The following is a 17440-nucleotide window of genomic DNA, read 5'->3' on the forward strand; positions in this document are numbered from 1 at the left end:
CTATTTTGGAAATTGAATATGAAAGGTGCTCCCTTCCTCTACTTTTGAACTTACCCATAGTTTTCCACCATGGAGATCCATTATTTTTTTGCAATGAGCCAGCCCAATTCCTGTCCCTTCTATTTCGGAATTGTTGTGTAAACGTCTGAAAATCGCAAATATTTTTTCCTGGTATTCTTCCGGTATTCCGATTCCATTATCGGAGACGGTAATTTCCCAAAAGTTTTTTCCTTTATGACCGGCAATCGTGATTTGCGGCGATATAGTTGGTTTTCTAAATTTAATGGCATTGGAAATCAGGTTTTGAAAAAGCAACCTTACCTCAGTCCTATACCCTTTTATTATCGGGAGATTTTTTAAATGTATCTTGGTTTTTGTACTTTCAATCGAGGACGCTAAATCCTGTTCTACAAATTGAATAACCTCATTTAAATTAATGATGTCCCATTCTTTGTTTCGCCCAATCCGATTGTACTCCAAAAGGCCTTTAACCAAGTCACTCATTCTTGTACTTGCGCTTTCTATATAGCGAAGAAATCGCACACCATTTTCATCAAGTTGTTTCGAATATGTTCTCGAAAGTAATTCTGAATAAGAAATGACGGTTCTTAACGGTTCTTGTAAATCATGGGAAGCCACATAGGCAAATTGTTCTAATTCCTTATTTTTATTTTCCAGTTCTTTAACGTATTTCTCAATTTCCTCCGCCTTTTTTATAGGGGTAATATCAACATGCGAGCCAACCATTCGAATGGGGTTTTCATTTTCATCCCATTCAATTACTTTTCCCCTGCAGAGCACCCAAACGATAGACCCATCTTTATGAAAATACCTCACTTCATTATCGTAGGGGATTACTCCTTTTGAACGAACATGGTCCTCAAAGCTTTTTATTGCTTTTGGTAAGTCCTCCGGATGTATGATATTTTGCCATGTCTCCGGATGATTAGGCAATTCATGGTCTTCATAGCCAAACATGTGCTTAAAGGTGGGACTCATGTATTCGTGGTTTTCCGCAATGTGCCAATCCCAATATCCTGCCATGGTGCTTTCTAAAATATTGTTGAACACCATTTCCTTATCATTTAATTTATTTTGTAGCTGATGGAGTTCCTGTTCAAGGGGGATTTTCTGAATGGGTTGTCGCATAGTAATGGTAGTTTTGTTTGTATTTACTGTTTTAACCTATGATATGTTATTGAAATAGTTGATAAAATGAAATAAAATAGGGTAATACTCTTTTTTATCCTTCGTTCTGCGGTGAGCCGATCGTGTCAAATGAGCTAAAATCGGAGTAAAACGATCTTTAAGTTTGACTTTGAGGTTTTTTTGAGGACCGGTATGCGATGAATTTTCTTCTTGAGCCGGATTATTCATGCTGGAATCCTCCTTTAGCTGCAGGGCGAAAAATGATGTAATTTTTCCTGTTTTGAGTTTTTGCTACCGAAGCTGACGGGTGAAGAGCAAGCAAACTTGCCCACATTGGGCCATTAAAAAATCAGTTGGCAAAAATGGAACATATTGACAATTAACTCATTAAAGTATGTTTCTGAATCTGGCGGTGAATAATTCGGGTTAAAATAAGTCCCCTAAGAAGAGCTTCTAACTTAAGCGATGAAAAATTCCGGTTAATTGACTTAATTGCGCATAAATAAAAAGCCCATTGATTGGGTTATTTCTCCCCTTTTCCGAACTTCGCGCGATCTTTTTTTGAGAATAGAAAGCAGCGATGATTCAAACTTATATCCCTTATTATAAACGCCTATTAACCTTGGCTATCCCATTGGTGTTGACACAAACCGGACAGGTCGTCGTGGCTTTGGTGGATAATGCCATGGTTGGTCGTGTAGGGACACAGGAGCTGGCAGCGGCTTCTTTTGCTAACAGTGTTTTTGCGGTGATCATGGTTTTTGGGATGGGGATGGCTTTTGCGATTACCCCATTGGTCGGGCAGGCCATTGGCGCTCATGATGCTGAGGGGGTGAAAAGTATGATCAAAAATGGTGGGATTTTGGGTTTGCTTTCCGCTATTGTATTGGGCTTTCTTTGTTGGTCTTGTAGCTGGATAATGCCTTATCTGGGGCAGCCGGAAGAAGTATTGACTTTGGCGATTCCCTATTTTCGAATTTTGGCCATATCCTTGTTGCCTTTTATGCTCTTTATGATTTTGAAGCAAATTGGAGAAGGCCTTGGGAATACCGTCATGGCGATGGTGGCGACCCTGATTTCAAATGTGGTCAATATTTTTCTGAATTGGGTTTTGATCTTCGGTAATTGGGGAGCACCCGAATTAGGCTTAAATGGCGCCGGAATTGCCACCCTGATCGCCCGGGTTATCTTACCTGTGATCTTGTTTTTTAGTTTTTTGAAAGCACCTGCTATTAGGAAATATTTTGACTTTTCCGGCCTTACGTCGGTATCTTTCCAAAAGGTGACCCAATTGTTAGCCTTGGGGCTTCCAATTGGTTTCCAATTGGTTTTGGAGACCTCTATTTTTGCCATTGGGGCGGTGATGATGGGTTGGTTGGGGGATGTTCCTTTAGCCTCTCACCAGGTCGCATTGGGGATGGCGAGTTTGACTTTTATGATTTCCAATGGAGTCGCACAAGCCACAACGATTCGGGTAAGTTATCAAATTGGAGAAAAGAATGCAGAGGGGCTGAGGATGGTCAGCTATTCTGCTATGCATTTGGTATTGCTGTTCATGACTTTTTGTGGTTTGGGTTTTTACCTTTTCCGATATGACTTACCCAGAATTTTCACCCCTGATGAGTTGGTGATCAATAGTGCCGCCTCTTTGTTGGTTCTGGCCGGGATCTTTCAAATTTTTGATGGACTGCAAGTGGTTTGTTTGGGGATTTTACGCGGGATGACCGACGTGAAAGTACCCATGGTATTGGCCGGTTTTTCCTATTTGGTGATTGGTCTTCCTGTGAGTTATTTTGCCGCCTTTTCCATGGAGATGGGTGCTGAGGGTATTTGGGTTGGTTTTGTGGTGGGGCTTGGCCTGGCAGGACTTTCCCTATATTTTAGAATTTGGAAACGGTTACAGCGCTATCAAAAGGTATTGTAGGTCTTTGTAGTGGGAAAATCTTCCAAGCCGAATTATTCACCGATAAAATAGAAAGCCTTCTATATTGTAGTCATTCTTGGCCCTATAAAAGTAGGTTTACTGATCTAGTAATAACCTAAAATTGGGCTAAGCTTGCCTTCTCCTCAATCGTCTGCTTTCTTAGAAGTAAAACTCGAAATAGAAATCTATTCCTTTATTTCCCCGCCTTGTTGCAAAACAAGCATTATAGTAGGAATAATCCGGGGTAAATCCTCCTTTAGTGGAAAGGCATTAGACTTTATAATATCCTTTCACCTCCAATTTTTTCCTATACACCGAAATTTTCTTCCTGATATAGACAATGATCTGTTGATCGATTATTATGACATTGGAGGGGGTGTTCGTTTAGGTTGGTTTCCTGTAAATTTCATTGAATTAATGTTTTATGCGTCCATTGAATTTTCAGGTTTCCAGTGGTTGATTTTAATTATCGTAAAGAATTAATGATTTAATTATTAAGTATTTAAAGAAAGCAGCGGTTGCTATAAATCTATTGAAAGCAAAAGGGGATAATATTGTTGAAATGAAAATAATATCAGGCGAGAATATGATTTTTGTTAGTCCTTTAGTATTTTATTTTTTTGCCTCGACCTTTTATAAAATTATTCCGTTTGATAAGAAGGAAGTCTTCAAAATTTTGAGTAATTTCTACAAAAGAGGTTCCCTAATGCTTGGTATTAAACCAGTTGGCGTAGGGTGGATTTTTATGTATCGTTATATAAATTTTTAGTTATGTCGTTGATATCACACTTGAAGGATGGTACACAAGTTTTAAATACCACCAGAAATAACAGAATTAAGGCGGGTGATCAGGTCATGTTGGTGTCGGGTACGATTCGCCTGGTCGATCATATTCAGATTTTGCCTGATGGAAGGGAGAAAGTATGTTGGTTAACAGAAACGGGTTCCATAAGAGGGGAAGATCCTAAGTATTGTCAATTGATCAGGAAACAAGATTTAGAAAGCGTGTAGTTTAAATGAGCACCTAATATGCAAAAGACCACTAATTAAATTAGTGGTTTTTTTTTGACGTCTCTTTACCGATTTGTCTTTAAGCCGATTTATTCACCGCTAGTTTTGGGGATCATCGCTAGAGCCTATTTTTCAGTTCGTTAAGGTTGAATTCTGATAGCCCAAATTTGAGTAGGCTTGCTTTCTCCTCATTCATTTGCTTCGTTGGGAAAAACTCGAAATAGGAAACTATTCCTTCATTTTTTCCGCCTTGCAGCTAAACGAGGATAAAAGCATGAATAATCCGGGTTAAGAGATCGGTAGGTAAATTTTATTAGCAATTATAAATTCTTGCTGGAGAAAGGAATCGCCCTGATGAGTTGGTGAAGATTGTGAACAAATCAGCTATTGATGGTGGAATGCTCAAAAGGAACAATGTGGTGTTTATTATGGTCAAAGATGTTTAAGTACTTGAAATTGTGTTTATTATTGCTTAAGTTTTATTTAAGAATTGATTTTATACTTGCTTATTTTCCATTCCAAATAAATATTCTTAATGCGGTATTATATCCCTGTTTTCTTGTTGCTATTTGCCTGTCAAAATGCCTCTGTTAAGGAGCAGTCATCAGAAAAGTTAGTCACAGAAGCGAGCCCAAATGAGACTTTCCTGAAATCCTGGGAGTCTAGTGAGCGTAAAAGTCAGTTGATGACCTTTGTAACCAATATTACTAATACCGAGCACAGCCAATACATTGCGACACAGGATCGTATCGCGGTATTTGATAACGACGGCACCCTTTGGAGTGAAAAGCCGGTATATTTTCAGCTTTATTTTACTTTTTATCGGTTGAAGCAATTAGTAGCGCAACATCCGGAATGGAAACAGCAATCCCCTTATAAGGAGCTTTTGGCAGGAGATTATGCGGCAGCTCTTCATAGTGGGGAGGAAGCGCTGATTCAACTGTTAATGGATACTCACGCTGGGATGGACTCCAAAACATTTCAGCAATTGGTGCGGACATGGTTAAAAGAAGAGCAGCACCCGGAGAAAAAGGTGCCTTTTACCGACTTGGTTTACCAGCCCATGCTGGAGATGATTGATTATTTGCATCATCATGATTTCCGGGTATTTATTGTTTCAGGAGGAGGGCTGGAGTTTATGAGGGCATGGGCGACCGATGTTTATGATATTCCTTCGGAGAGAATTATTGGTAGTACGGTTAAAACTACTTATGATTATAACAATGGCCAGCCCCACATCTACCGGGAGGCTGAATTAGAATTTATTGATGATAAAGCTGGTAAGCCTGTTAATATCCATAAAATTATTGGGAAGCATCCGGTCCTTTGTTTTGGTAACTCGGACGGCGATTTGGAAATGATGCAATGGACGGAGGCGCATCCCATTGCGTCTATGATGGTCTATATACACCATACCGATAGTGTACGGGAGTGGGCTTATGATAGAAATTCGGCTGTTGGGAAATTTGATAAAGCGCTGGATGAAGCAAAGCGGAAAGGGTGGTTATTGGTTGATATGAAGGAGGACTGGAAGCAGGTTTATGCTTTTGAATAAATTTGATGGAAAAAAACAGGCCTTATTGGGATAAGGCCTGTTTTTTATTTTTTGCTCAAGGGGAAATTTTCAAAAGACACCTTTTCAAATCCGGTCTTCATGAAATTTCTGATGTTCTGATGATCTTCTCCATCAGGTGTTGCTAATACATTCTGATAATGTTCACAAAATAAAGAGAGTGTGGTCTCCTTATCATATTGTAAAATTTTGCCTAAAGCAAAGACTTTACAAGATCCCTGATTTTGGTCTGAAGAATTGCTCAGGCTTCCATTGATAAAAGCAGTAGGGGTGAAGCTGTAATGATCTTCGATGAATGCCAGGACCGCTTTAAAAGTGAGCTCCCCGTTTTTTAACTTTTTGGTAAAGGATGACTTATCCATATTTTTTGTTTTAATTTTTATACTTAGATGCTTTAGTTGCCCCCTCTAAAATGAGTATTTCCACTTAGATTAGTTTCCGTAATCGCATATATTATGATGGGAAACATATATCAAGTTGGTTTTTCCAATTTCTAAACTCTGATTCAGTTTTCAAATAGGGCAAACGCATCAGGAGATGATGGATATAAGGTAGTTATGATCCATTGAAGCCTTGTATCTCCTCTTTTTCTTACTGAGTTTATCATCCATTCTAGAAATTCTCTGCAGTGCGATTTTTCGGAGGATATTTAAGTTTTCAGCGGAATGATCCTTTCTGGCTCTACAAGCATCCTCATTAAATGTCACATCCAAATGCCAGTGCAGTTGATTCTCTATGCTCCAATGTCCTCTTGCCAATAAATTGTAGTATTTTGGATCTGAAATTTCTTCAGAACTCATGTAGAATCTAACCTGCTTACTTTCCTTCCCTTTAACATTTCGATTACTCTCAATCTTAACAATAGTTTTTAGCCCTTCCCAACCAGTTAATTGCTCCTCTTCCGGCAAAGATGCCATTGAAATTATAGTGCATTTACGTTCTTCTTTTCTTCCATGCCCTTCTTCAATCATTAAGTCAAATTTGCTAGGATTGTGGAAGCGGAATGCATCTTCAACAATCTGATAACTGTTCCTCTGGTTTTTTTTAAGCGAAAGAAAGTATTGAGCATCACAATCTTGTGTTATTTTTTGAGCAATCTCCCTTTGACACCCTATCGCATCAATACTCACCGTAGCGCCGGCCAATTCTATGCTATCAAGTAATTCAGGAATGGCTGTAATTTCGTTGCTTTTATTTTTAACCTTTTGTTGGCCTATGCAAATATTATTTTCACCAACCCAAGCACTTAATATGTATAAACCTTTATTCCCTTTTTGATTTGGAGAAACTCCCCTTAATTTTTTCCCATCTAAAATCACCTGCTTTTCATTTACAACGTCCAGTAATTGTTGCCCATCTTCTTTGAGACTATTCAGCAATGAGTCTGGTCGTAATCTTTGTAGAACTCGATTAAAGGTATCATGAGAGGGGATACCATTCGATAAATCAAGGCACTCGGCTAGCCATTCATAATTTTGCTCTCCGAAAATTACCATATCTTCAAAATCTTCGCCATTACAAATCATTGTTGCTAAGGCGATAAAAAGGATATTTTCTAATGGATGAAGACATCTCCACTCTTGGCGAGGGTCTTCTACTCCTGAAAAAATAGTCGTGGGTGTATTCATAGGGCAAAAATAAACCAATTTCTCAATAGTTTTTAACTTGATGCGTTTGCCCTAGTTTTCAAATTAAATTGTCCATTTACTACGAATTATGCAAAATAAACCTGCTTTAGGGTAGTCGAAATGTTTTTTAGGTAGAGGGATGAACGGTGAAAAATGCTGAAAGGTATTTTATTGATAAATAGTAGCTTAAGTGTTGTGTGGCTCTGTTGTGTCTTAATATTTTTATTTATATGTTATTAAGAGCAATAAATTGTTGTAATAGTTGAAAAATATTGCTTGGTTTGAGTGGCTATTTTTTTAACCAAATTGACTAACCTTGTTTAAACTAGTTTCCAAAATTCTGACGCTTGGGATTAAGCCCGGAATGACGGATGAAGAACAGATTGATTATCGTATAAATAATACTTTAGCTGTTTTTATCCTATCGATAACCATCCCTTTTATTTTTATTGGATTTGCACTACTGCCTTATTTTATAGGCGTTTTAATCACTATCGTGGCGGGGGTATATGTATCCATTTTGTTTTTGAATAGCCGGAATCGTATACACATTAGTAATCTTATTTTTTCTTTTTTGCCCGCAGCTGTACTCTCGATAGTCCACTTATACATGATCAGGCCGGATGAAGCAAAAGAACCTGCTCAGTTTTTTATTCAACTGGGGGTGGCACAGTTTGGCTGGGTAGTGAATAAATGGGAGAACAAGGGGGTGATATTCCTATCAGGCATTTGGAATGCAGGTCTATTATTTATGGTGTATATGCTGCCGGGAATGAATGATTATGGCTTTGAAACGCCCTATTTTATTTTCGCCTATCTTTACCCTTTTATGATTATTCTGGGTTTTGCTATTTTGGCTTATTGTTTTTATTGTGTCAATTTAGGGAATGTCCTGAATGTCAGGAAGAATAGCCGTTTGTTGGAAGAAAATAGTAAAAAGAATGCTTCCCTTGAAGAAAATGCGCAAGAAATGAAAGCTTCTATGGCAGCACTGAAGGAAGCGCAAGAGGAGGATAAAAACAGACAGTGGGTAAACGATGGTTTGAATCAGGTGAACGACATTTTAAGGTCGGCGGCAGGCCGGTCGGATACCCTGGACGATCTGATGAAATCCATAGTACGGCTGACAGGATCTGTAATGGGCGGCCTTTATTTTATTCGAGAAGAGGAAAAGGCCCTGGAGTTAATGGCTTGTTATGCCTTTGATCGGAAAAAATACCTTTCCAAAAAGGTAAGTTTTGGTGAAGGGCTGGTGGGGCAATGTTACCTGGAACAGGAACCTACTTACCTTACCGAGATTCCTGAAAATTATTTTGAGATTACCTCGGGATTGGGAGATGCGCCGCCAAGGTCCTTACTGATATATCCGCTGTTGGTCAATGAACAAGTGGTGGGCGTGATTGAGTTAGGGAGCTTTAAAGCTTTTTCAGATAGAGAATTTGCCTTTGTTAACCAATTATCCGGCATTGTTGGGGGCTATTGGAATAGCCTGCAGACAACTGAGAAGATGTCCGGATTACTGGAGGAAAGTCAAAGACAGGCCCAGGACTTAAAGGATCAGGAACAACAAATGCGGATCCAGATGGAAGAGTGGGAAGCGGAACAGGAAAATTTGCGAAGGGAAGTAAAGGAGCTGCGAGCAGCATTGGCTTTGGAGAATGCTTAGCAACGTATTTAATCCGAATTATTCACCGCCAAATTCATTAACTAGTCACAAGTGATTTAATTTCAGTTCTTTATAATTTGTTTGCTTTGGTTTAGAATACCCCAAATGGGGGCAGGCTTTCTTTCTTTCTCCTTCTTCACCTGTTTCGTTGGAAAAAACTTGAAATAGGAAACTATTCCTTCATTTTTTCCGCTTTACAGCTGAACGAGGATTTAAGTAGGAATAATCCGGGTTAAAAGTCAAAATTCGCAGTGAAAATTTGATTATTGCAGCAGTGATACCGGATTATGTTAAAAGAATAGCATCCCTATTTTTGAGGAATTATCCAAAATGGCTTCCAAAAATTCAAATTTGTATCCGGATGGTATACTATTAAACATGCGCAAAGCCGGAATAATAAAAGCCAAAATTCTCGTGTAGCTGCAAGGGGCGGGGGATTCCATCGTGCAATATTGTGGTTTTTTGCAAAAAAGCGGATGAAAGAAAAGAAAGCAGACTTCCGTGGTTTTAGGTCATTGAATAAACCGCTGAAATAGTTAAAAAAAGCGTCTTGTGTCATCCGGCAATAATAGGTGATGCAAATTTCGGCTTAAAAAATTGCTAAAAAAAGCCGGTCAATCCACAATGACCGGCTTTTTGTGATTAGGCTCCGGCAAAGGAATAGGAGGTGCATAACATGCCAGTCACCGCCGTGTCCGGATGAGCACAAGATGTTTGTTCATGTTTGGCACAATTGCCGCAGTCTGAATTTTTGTGCAGTTCCAACCGCTTGTCAAAACTGTCACAAGTTTGGTCAAAGGTGACCAGGGTTTCATTTACCTCGCAAAGGTGGTTTGGCATTAAATGATCACAGTTAATACAGGTGTTTGCTTTCTTGATTTCCATGATGCTCAATTGGTTAAGTTTGAGGTGTTAATATCCGAATTTTCCTCATAATAATCATTTTAAATTACTGTAGTTCAAGTTGTTGTAGTTGCTTTAGTGGTCCGAATGCCAGAGGCCACTTTTTTTAGAGCTGTTTTTTCCTCTTAATGTATTAAATTAGCAGTTCCTCGTTTTAGGGAATTTTTAGAACTTATATGGATTTAATCGCAGAATACGCTTTTGTTTTATTGGATGGTCCCACCCGGGTTTTGGACATGTACCTTCCTAAGAAAACTAAAATGAGAAAGCTCTTTGATCTTGCCGTTCAGAAAGGGCTTGATGATAAGGGTGCGGCAAAGATGATCTATGCTTCCAGGCCGTCGGATAAGCGATATCTAATGCTCAAGCGGAATTTGATTCAGAAACTGGCAGAAATTTATGTTTTCAGTACCTTACAGAACCGCGAAAGTGATGATTACCTTCAGATAAAGTCTGAGCTGCTGGCTCAAACATTACTGGTAGAGCGACTTTTGAATAAAAATGTCTATCATAATGCAGAAAAAATCCTCAAAAAGGCATTGGTGAGAGCAGAACGGGTGGAGCTTTTAGGGGAACAGCTACAAATTGCCCTTAAACTTCGGGATATGTATTCCATGCAGGGCTTTCCTGATAAAACCTCGGAGCAAGTCATTAAAATTGAGGAATTAATGGCAAAATATGCGGTATTGGAAAGAGTGGAAGGATATGAAAAATTATTGGATAGTAAAATCAAATTCTCCCTGCATAAAAGCCCTGCCATGAAAATCTTTTGTGAGGAATTGCTGCAAAAGACTCAGGAGGCACATCAAAAGCTGGATTCCCCATTTGTGAAGTATACCCTCTTTTATATTGCCCTGATAAAGGCTTTTGTGGATAACAATTTCGTGGCTTATGGTAAATGGATTGAGAAGATGGCGCAACTTGTTAGAGAATTTCCCTTTCTCTTTACGCCAGCAAGAAAGATTCAGTTGTTTTTTCACCACGCCAAATATTATCGGGGAATCAGAGAATTGGAACAGGCCCGGGATTATGGCGAGCGGTGTTTAGCCTTAACAGCGTATAAAGCCTATAATAAGTTTGATGTGCAGCTTTTTATGGTAGATATTCATTTAAAGCTAGGAGACTATCGACGGGCGAATGCGATTATCCATGAAGTTTTGAAGGTTAGTCAGTTTTCTCACCTTCATGAGGTGGACAAAGGAAAGTGGGAAATTTTCAGATATTATACCGCTCTTTTGGCTGCAGGAAGCGGAGAGGGGGATTTTGAAGGAGTAGAAAGATTATTTGAAAAAGGTTATCCCGCTCGAAGGGATAAATTGGCGGCCAATATTCAGGTCTTATTATTGAAGCCTTTTGTGGAAATTGTCAGAGAGGGGGAGGAGTATGATTTATTGAATATCGCCCATAATTTTCAGGTATATCGCCATCGTCATTTGCGTAATTTTGGAGAGCCCCGGACCATGCTATTCTATGAAGCGATGGTGGAAGCCTGTATGGTGAATTTCGACAAGGCCCATAGACCGGAAATCATTGAAAAATTAAACCGTGCTTTGTCAGACTATCCTCAGTTTGATGAATTGGAACTAATTCCCTATGATCAGCTATTGGCTTTGGGTTTTCAGTTAAGTTCTGCTTTGGTTTAAAGCTTTGGTGAGCATGCTAATAAAGCGAATGCCGCTATCTGCATGAAAAAGTTTAATACCTCCTTTAGCTACAAAGCAGCAAAAGAGAACTTAAATATTTCCTTCGAATCAGATGAAGGAGGAGGAAAGCAAGCTTGCTTAAATTTGTGCTATCAGAAATTTAGCAGACTTAATTGTAACTACCTTAAAAATTGTCTTTTGTGATCGGGTTTAAAGCCGGCGGTGAATAATTCGGCTTAATTTAGCGTTGAATAATTCAGGTTCAACTCAATCCTAAGGGTTGAAAAAAGTTCTTATGGTGGTTTGCTAAATAAAACGATGAATTATTCGGCCTAATTCATGTCCACCCAGGTGGAAGGACGTAGGCTTGAAGAGGGATTTTTAGGATCCTTGGGCAAGATAATGATAAATTCACTGCCTTTATTTTCATGAAATACCACTCGAATAGAACCATGATGCAGCTTTACAAATTCCTGAACCAAGGCCAGGCCAATTCCGGTTCCTTTAAAATTTTCTGTGTTTTGAGCACGAAAGAAAGGTTCAAATAAATTTCTTCTTTGGTGTTCAGGGATGCCAATGCCAAAGTCTCTGATGCTGATCGTCAATAAGTCCTGCGCTTCCATCAGTTTTATTTGGGGAGCTTTCTTGCCCGGAGAGTATTTTAACGCATTGGAAATCAGGTTGGAGAATACCTGAATCATTAAGTTGGGATCCAGCACCCAGGTGTCGATATTACGCTTGAGTAGTAATTCAATTTTTCTTTTTTCAGGATCAATTTGCTGGTATTGTTCAATAAGGTCGTTGAATATATTGAGCAGGTTAATTTGCTTGGGATGGAATTCAATCCGACCCATTTCGCTTTTATTAAACACCAGGACGTTGTCCATCATATTGGTCAAAAGGTCAATGGATTCTGAAATTTTCAAAAACTTGGAATGTCTCCATTGCCGATCGTTTTCGGGAATATCATATTCTGCTTCTGTAGCTTCTAAAAGTTGACCGGTGCTTTTGATGACCGTCATCGGGGTACGGAACTGATGGCTTACCATGGCAATGAACTGGGTTTTTACCTTGTTCAAATGCCGTTCTTTACTCAATGACCTGGAAACTTGTACATTAAGTCTCTTCCGTAAGGTGATGTCTTGCGCAATCGCATCAATGCCAACGAATTTTCCATCATTTTCAATTTTAAATTCGGAAATACGGAGCCATTTTGATTCCTTATCCGCTTCTTTTAATTCTACCTCGAAGACCTGCTTTTTCAGCTTATGAGAAACCTTAGAGAAAGGGTAAATATATCGTTGTAATAACTCCTGAGTGGAATAGGATGCCGCATAATGCCCAAATATCTTTTCTGGGTTTGGACTGGAATATATTAACTCTCCTGATGGCTTTCTAGAGAAAAGAAAGAACTCCTCACTAATAGAGTCCACAATATTATCCATCTTGCTTTTATAATGGTTGAGCTGTTGATTATTATCGTACAGTTCTTTCTGCTTTTTATAAAAGTGCTTTTTAAAAAGGATGGTCGTGCCTCCGGAGAAGATGATGCCAATCAAAAAACTGAACATAATTCTGGCTTCTTTTTCGGCATCACTAATAGGGATCATCCATTCCGGATATGTTTTTTCTAAATAAATCAGGCCAAGAAAAATGACCGCAACGAATACCAGAAATTTATTTTGCCGCTTTTTGGAGATGTAGTGGAGGAAACTAATCATTATGAATACAATGCCAAAGGAGGCTGATCCGGTCAGGCCTCCCGTTCTGAACCAAAGCATACTAAGGCTCAGGTAAGTGAATCCCAAAAATATGTAGAGGACTAAATGGTATTGCTTATAAACTCTGGAGAGGATAAATAAAAAAGTGAAAATTAGGGGTATGATCAGGTACATGACCTTTACAAAAGGGGCTTGATTGTACCTGAAATTGACTAATGACAAAATAATCCCAGCTGTAAAACCGCATATGATCAGCGCATTTAGGCCTCTGTGTTCAAAGGGAAATTGCTCGTATCCCCCCAGTATGATGGTACTCCAGGGACGTTTTTCCTGATCTTGCCGATTTTGATTCATATTTTAGCCTTTAGAGAGAGATGTTTTCCCGATAAAAATTAGCGATGTCATGGTGGTAAAAAATATCTTCCTGAAAAGAACGGGTCAGGATTTCTATCTCCGGGAAAACTTTTTTCATATTTGATTTAAAGCTATTGACTTTAAATTGGTGATCCAGAGAATGGTAGCCTATAAAAAAATGATGTTTGGCAATGGGTTCTCCCTTACAAAGGTGGTGGATTTTCTCCACCCAGTGGAGTTCTCTGAACCAGGTTTTAAGATTGATTACGGCTAAAATTTTATCTTGTTTAACATCTGCAATCAAAATGTCTATCGGGTTGGGGTTCCCTTTTTTTACAATACTATTGGTCCAAATCCTGATCCGATCCGTTTCCCCGGCTTTTTCTATTTCCTGCCAAAGGAATATAGTGAAATATATCTTATAGTCATTTTCCTTAAAAGCAATGACTTTTTTGAAGCCTTCGTAGTATAAGTTTTCTTCGGCTTTAGCCACTATTTTATTGATATCCATATTAATAACTTTTAAATATGGAAAGCAAATGGATGAGAATTGTTTCGGGCGGGAAATAGGTGGGATGTATGAAAAATAAAAAAGTCACACAAAACTGTGTGACTTTCCTTTCGGGGCTTACCCTCTATATCTTGGCTTTCGGCCTTCACCTCTTCTTGGGTAGGGCTTTCGATCTCCTTTGAAACCACCGGACCTGCGATTTCCACGGAAACCTCCGCCTCCACGTTCCTTACCTTTTTTCTTCTCCACTACCACTTTGCTATTGCCAAAGCTAAAGTTAGAAAAGGCAGTTAATACCTCACTTTCAAAATTGGCATCTACTTCGAAGAAAGAGAACTTCTGAAGGATATCGATTTTACCAATTTCAACCTTGCGTTGTGAAAGGTTGTCATTGATCATACCGATCATTTTCAACTTATTGAAGCCTTCATTTTCTTCCCCAAGGTTAATGTAAAATCTAGTGAATTTGCCGTTATCACGATCTTTTCGTTGCTTTCTTTCCTTGATGTTCAGGTCTCTGGCATCTTTATAATAAGCCAAAATCTGATTGAACTCCACAGAAACAAAGTGCTTGATCAATTCCTCACGAGACATGTCTTCAAACTTCGCGTAAATATCGTCCATGAATGGAGCGATTTGCGCCTCGTTTACGTCTACGTTCTCAACTTTAGAAATCAAGTTGTATAGTCTTGCCTGGCATACTTCTTCTCCGGCAGGAACTCTTTGTTTTTCAAAAGTTTTCCCAATGAAACGCTCGACTTCCTTGATACGGTTTACATCGCGATTGGAAACAATGGCAATCGAAATACCCTGGTTGCCTGCTCTACCTGTACGGCCTGAACGGTGAACGTATACTTCACTGTCATCCGGAAGGTTATAGTTAATCACATGCGTTAATTCATTCACATCCAATCCCCGGGCTGCTACATCTGTAGCTACCAAAAGTGTTAATTGTTTGCTTCTGAATTTATTCATTACCTGGTCACGCTGACCTTGTGATAATTCACCGTGAAGAGCATCCGCATTGTAACCGTCAGCCTGTAGTTTATCGGCAATATCTTTGGCTTCCGCACGTGTACGGCTAAAGATAATACCATAAATATCAGGGTTGATGTCAACGATTCTTTTCACCGCTTCGTAGCGATCGCTGCCATGCACCAAGTAGTAGAAATGCTGTACATTATCAGAAGCAACGTTTCTTTTGGCCATTTTAATGGTCATCGGATCCGTCATATAATTTTCTGCAATGTTCTGGATTTCCTTAGGCATGGTAGCCGAGAAAAGCAAGGTCTGGCGATCTTCCGGTGTAGTGGCCAAAATGGTATTCAAATCTTCTTTGAATCCCATATTCAGCATTTCATCCGCTTCATCCAATACCAGCCAGTTGATATTGGAAAGATTTAGTACTCTTCTGTTAATCAGGTCAATCGTACGACCTGGTGTACCTACAATCACCTGGGCACCTCTTTTAATCGCTCTGATCTGCGAATCAATAGGTGCACCTCCGTAAACCGAAACAACTTTAATGTCCCCCATATACTTCAGGAACTTTTCCATTTCCGTGGCGATTTGTATACACAATTCACGCGTTGGGGAAAGGACAAGCAACTGAGTATTTTTCGTCTTTGGATCAATGCGGTGCAATACCGGTAATCCAAACGCAGCAGTTTTACCCGTTCCGGTTTGTGCCAGCGCTACTAAATCCTGATCTGATGACAGGATATGAGGAATAGTTTTGGACTGAATAGGAGATGGGGTTTCGAAACCCATTTCAGTGATAGCGTCCAAAAGTTCATTCCGTAGCCCTGTTTCTTGAAAATTCTGCATATATTTCTTTATGTATTGAAGGGCTGCTGCAATTATCCTGCCTAAAATTTCAAGATTTCGTTACACAACCCGAATTGATGCGCAAAGGTAGGGTTTCTTTTCGGTATTCTTACCTTTATCCAACAATTTTATTCGTATACGCTTTTTTAGCTTCATAAAATGCAATTATTAAGTAAGAAAAGCGAAATCAGACTTCCTTTTTATTGAAAATGTTAGGAATGAAACAAAAAAAAGTCGCCCTTCTAAGTGAAAAGCGACTTTTTAAAAGTAGGCTCAAAAAAATTAAGCCATAGAATGGAAAACGTTCAATACGTCATCATCCTCTTCAATTTTTTCCAATAGTTTTTCTACATCCGCCACCTGCTCTTCGTTCAGTTCTTTGGTTACCTGAGGGATGCGCTCAAATCCGGAAGAAAGAATTTCCATTCCTTTTTCCTCTAAAGCTTTTTGCAGGGCTCCAAAGCTCTTGAAGTCTCCATAAATCAGGATATCGTCATCTTCGCCATCGGTGAAGACTTCCTCCGCACCATAATCGATGAATTCCAATTCCAATTCTTCCACATCCAGACTGCCGTCATTCTTTACACGGAAATTGCAGGTGTGATCAAACATAAATTCCACCGAACCGGAAGTACCCAAACTTCCCCCACACTTATTAAAATAGGAGCGAATGTTCGCAACGGTACGATTGTTATTATCGGTAGCAGTTTCAATCAAAATTGCGATACCATGCGGCGCATATCCCTCAAAAAGGGCTTCTTTATAGTCTGAGGTGTCTTTCGAAGAAGCTTTTTTGATCGCTCTTTCGATATTGTCTTTGGGCATGTTCTCAGACTTGGCGTTCTGAAGAATCGCTCTTAGACGAGAGTTGCTATCCGGATCCGGGCCACTCTCTTTTACAGCGATGGTGATTTCTCGACCTATGCGTGTAAAAGTTTTTGACATATGCGCCCAGCGCTTCATCTTTCTGGCTTTCCGGAATTCAAATGCTCTTCCCATTTTTGTATTTTATTTCAATTGATTTGTTCGCTAAAAATCACCGCCTTTCTGTTGAAAGGAGAATAATGCTGCAATTTAAAATCCTTTCTAGCATTGGGCAAATCTTTGTTCGTTGATTTGTTTGAAATCTTGACGGAAAACAAAGATTTTGATCAGAATTTCAAGCAATGGTCCTGATGGATTTGACTGTTTTACCAATAAATGGGAAGCCCGAAGGAAATTATTACATCGCCCGAAAGTTTTGGCTTTCCTAAAATTTGATGTGCTTTTTTTGGGGTTTTTTAACAAAAAGGAGAAAAAATAGACCAGAATCAATCTAATGGCGTTTTAATTCTGGCTAGGTGTTTTCCCCTAATTTCCCCAATAAAGAGATACCGCCAAATCCCAAATCCCTTGCAGAAAATAAAAGGCCGCTTAGAATGATGTAAGTAGGGTGCAATTTTTGTGAAGGTTTTATGTAATATTAAATGGTTATTTACCATGTAATTTCATAAATATAATTAGTCTATAATTAATCATTTTTCCCCTGTT

Annotated in this window: 13 protein-coding genes; 5 read left to right on the top strand and 8 right to left on the bottom strand. The window is 39.1% G+C overall.

The genetic code is table 11. The features are described 5' to 3' along the window. Complete coding sequence (locus AAA970_RS19480; protein WP_338238567.1) at nt 1–1149, bottom strand: sensor histidine kinase; 1149 nt, start codon at nt 1147–1149, stop codon at nt 1–3. A 580-nt stretch (nt 1150–1729) separates the two neighbouring features. On the opposite strand from AAA970_RS19480, the gene AAA970_RS19485 reads away from it, so the two are divergent. The 3 genes from AAA970_RS19485 (at nt 1730) to AAA970_RS19495 (ending at nt 5639) form a co-directional block, all read left to right on the top strand. Further along, nucleotides 1730–3073 carry an MATE family efflux transporter gene (locus AAA970_RS19485; protein ID WP_338238569.1) on the top strand — a complete coding sequence of 448 codons (1344 nt, stop codon included), beginning with the start codon at nt 1730–1732 and terminating at the stop codon, nt 3071–3073. Between the two features lie 771 nt (nt 3074–3844). After that, nucleotides 3845–4084: a hypothetical protein gene (locus AAA970_RS19490; RefSeq protein ID WP_338238570.1), complete on the top strand. Its 240-nt coding sequence runs from the start codon at nt 3845–3847 to the stop codon at nt 4082–4084. Between the two features lie 535 nt (nt 4085–4619). Continuing rightward, nucleotides 4620–5639 (top strand): HAD family hydrolase, encoded by a 1020-nt coding sequence (locus tag AAA970_RS19495; protein WP_338238571.1) that lies wholly within the window; start codon nt 4620–4622, stop codon nt 5637–5639. A 44-nt stretch (nt 5640–5683) separates the two neighbouring features. Here the strand turns inward: AAA970_RS19495 and AAA970_RS19500 are convergent, their stop codons facing one another. Further along, on the bottom strand, nt 5684–6019 hold the full coding sequence (locus AAA970_RS19500) for a HopJ type III effector protein (protein ID WP_338238572.1): 336 nt from the start codon (nt 6017–6019) through the stop codon (nt 5684–5686). Nucleotides 6020–6187: 168 nt separating this feature from the next. After that, nucleotides 6188–7285: an ISAs1 family transposase gene (locus AAA970_RS19505; protein WP_053404476.1), complete on the bottom strand. Its 1098-nt coding sequence runs from the start codon at nt 7283–7285 to the stop codon at nt 6188–6190. 316 nt (nt 7286–7601) lie between these two features. On the opposite strand from AAA970_RS19505, the gene AAA970_RS19510 reads away from it, so the two are divergent. Then, complete coding sequence (locus AAA970_RS19510) at nt 7602–8951, top strand: GAF domain-containing protein (protein ID WP_338238573.1); 1350 nt, start codon at nt 7602–7604, stop codon at nt 8949–8951. A gap of 642 nt (nt 8952–9593) precedes the next feature. Here the strand turns inward: AAA970_RS19510 and AAA970_RS19515 are convergent. Then, nucleotides 9594–9836, bottom strand: coding sequence for a hypothetical protein (locus AAA970_RS19515; protein ID WP_060688165.1), 243 nt, complete (start codon nt 9834–9836; stop codon nt 9594–9596). A 194-nt stretch (nt 9837–10030) separates the two neighbouring features. Here AAA970_RS19515 and AAA970_RS19520 point away from each other — a divergent pair, with 194 nt between their 5' ends. Next, on the top strand, nt 10031–11497 hold the full coding sequence (locus tag AAA970_RS19520) for a hypothetical protein (protein ID WP_338238574.1): 1467 nt from the start codon (nt 10031–10033) through the stop codon (nt 11495–11497). Nucleotides 11498–11829: 332 nt separating this feature from the next. On the opposite strand, the gene AAA970_RS19525 is transcribed toward AAA970_RS19520, so the two are convergent. The 4 genes from AAA970_RS19525 to AAA970_RS19540 form a co-directional block, all read right to left on the bottom strand. Beyond that, the gene (locus AAA970_RS19525; protein ID WP_338238575.1) at nt 11830–13572 is read right to left on the bottom strand and encodes an ATP-binding protein; all 1743 of its coding nucleotides are present in this window, start codon (nt 13570–13572) and stop codon (nt 11830–11832) included. A gap of 10 nt (nt 13573–13582) precedes the next feature. Then, nucleotides 13583–14083, bottom strand: coding sequence for a hypothetical protein (locus AAA970_RS19530; RefSeq protein ID WP_338238576.1), 501 nt, complete (start codon nt 14081–14083; stop codon nt 13583–13585). A 117-nt stretch (nt 14084–14200) separates the two neighbouring features. Beyond that, entirely contained in the window at nt 14201–15910 is a 1710-nt protein-coding gene (locus AAA970_RS19535) for a DEAD/DEAH box helicase (RefSeq protein WP_338238577.1), read from the bottom strand. Between the two features lie 282 nt (nt 15911–16192). Beyond that, entirely contained in the window at nt 16193–16909 is a 717-nt protein-coding gene (locus AAA970_RS19540; protein WP_060688160.1) for a YebC/PmpR family DNA-binding transcriptional regulator, read from the bottom strand. Nucleotides 16910–17440 lie beyond the last annotated feature (531 nt).

Origin of the sequence: Persicobacter diffluens, assembly GCF_036244895.1 — a bacterium.
Classification (GTDB): Bacteria; Bacteroidota; Bacteroidia; order Cytophagales; family Cyclobacteriaceae; genus Persicobacter; species Persicobacter diffluens.